This window comes from Pseudoalteromonas sp. SG44-17 (assembly GCF_014164235.1).
In the GTDB taxonomy this organism is placed as follows: Bacteria; Pseudomonadota; Gammaproteobacteria; order Enterobacterales; family Alteromonadaceae; genus Pseudoalteromonas; species Pseudoalteromonas rhizosphaerae.
Genome location: NZ_JACJEV010000079.1, coordinates 1 through 1553 on the forward strand (window position 1 = coordinate 1; position 1553 = coordinate 1553).

1 protein-coding gene is annotated in these 1553 nt (G+C 49.8%); it reads right to left on the minus strand.

The window, feature by feature from the left end; genetic code table 11:
• On the minus strand, positions 1–1553 hold a 1553-nt coding region (locus H5182_RS21910), incomplete at both ends, for a tandem-95 repeat protein (RefSeq protein WP_182760648.1).

A 1553-nucleotide genomic window follows, 5' to 3' on the forward strand; every position in this document is an offset into this window, starting at 1 on the left:
GTCATGGTGACAGTAGCAAGGTTAGATATCGCGCCATTGCTGTCTTTAACTGTGTAAGTAAAGCTGTCGTCACCATAGTAATCTGCATTGGCGGTGTAAATGATTGCCCCCGTTGCTGTTACTTGAGTTTGCCCATTGCTTGGTGCACTGACAACCGTCACACTGCTCACATCTAAGCTGTCGCCGATATCAACATCACTGTCGTTACCCAATACGTTGACTTCAAATGAACCTTCTTCTTGCAGTTGGGCGGTGTTATCTAGCGCCACTGGTGCGTCGTTCACGGCATTAATGGTCAGTGTGACGGTCGCTGGGGTTGAGCTTAAGCCTTCGCTGTCTGTTAATGTGTAGGTGAAACTAAATACCCCATTCACATCTTGGCTTGGCACGATAGCTAAACTACCATCTAGGTTAACGCTGACTGTCGCAAAGTCGTACATGCCCGCCCCCGTGCCTTGGTTTTCAAGGCTTACGTTGGCAGCATTAAAGCCACTGTCTTCTACGTCTGAGTCGTTTGCTAAAATAGCTAACGTTGTTGCGGTATCTTCATCAGTCGTCACTGCATCATTAGCAACAACGGGGCGGTCATTCACCGCACCTATATTTACCGTAACGGTTCCTGGCAGTGACACACCGCCTTCGCTGTCGGTAATGGTGTAGGTGAAACTGTCTTGCCCTGTAACGTTCGCATCTGGGGTATACACAAAGGTGCCCGCGGCTTGGTCAAACACCACTTGCCCTGAGCTTGGCGCTCTGACTAAGTTAATCGTGCCCGTTGGGATGGTGTCTTCCACATCACTGGCCAGTGAACGCACATTGGTCACTGCTGATGCGGTGTCTTCATCCACACTTAAGCTGATAGCTTGTACCTCAGGGAGGTCGTTCACTGGGGTAATAGTGACTGTCACTGTCGCCGCTGTTGAGGTGTTCAATGCTGCATCTTTTACCGTATAAGTAAAAGTGTCTGTCCCCGTTACATTGCTATTCGGTGTATACGAGGCAATGCCATTGGTGATACTTACCGTGCCTTTACTCGCGGGTAATACGATGGCCGCTGAAGCGACCACTAGGTCATTTTCTGCATCACTGTCATTCGCTACCAAGCTAAAGTTCACTGGCGTGTCTTCTGCAGTGGTGGCACTGTCATCCATGGCAACCGGTGCATCAGCAACCGGCGTTACCGTAAGTGTTACTGTCTGTACCGCCGATAACGCACCTGCGCTATCACGAACTTGGAAGGTGAAGCTGTCGCCGTGGTTTTCACTGCCGTCATGTTGATAACTAAAGCTACCATCGCTGTTTAAGCTGACACTACCAAATTGTGGTTGACTGACAAGCTCTGCGCTGAGTGTGTCGCCTGCATCATCATCGCTGGCGTTACTTAATAACCCGTTTGCAAGTGCCACGGTTAAAGTCGCGGCTTCATCGAGGTTAAACGCGAAGTTTTGCCCTACCGGCGCATCATTGGTGTTGGTTACCTCTAATGTAAATGGCGTTAAACTGGCGCTATCTGTGCCATCGTTAACACTGATAGTAATAGCCGCGTAGCTGCC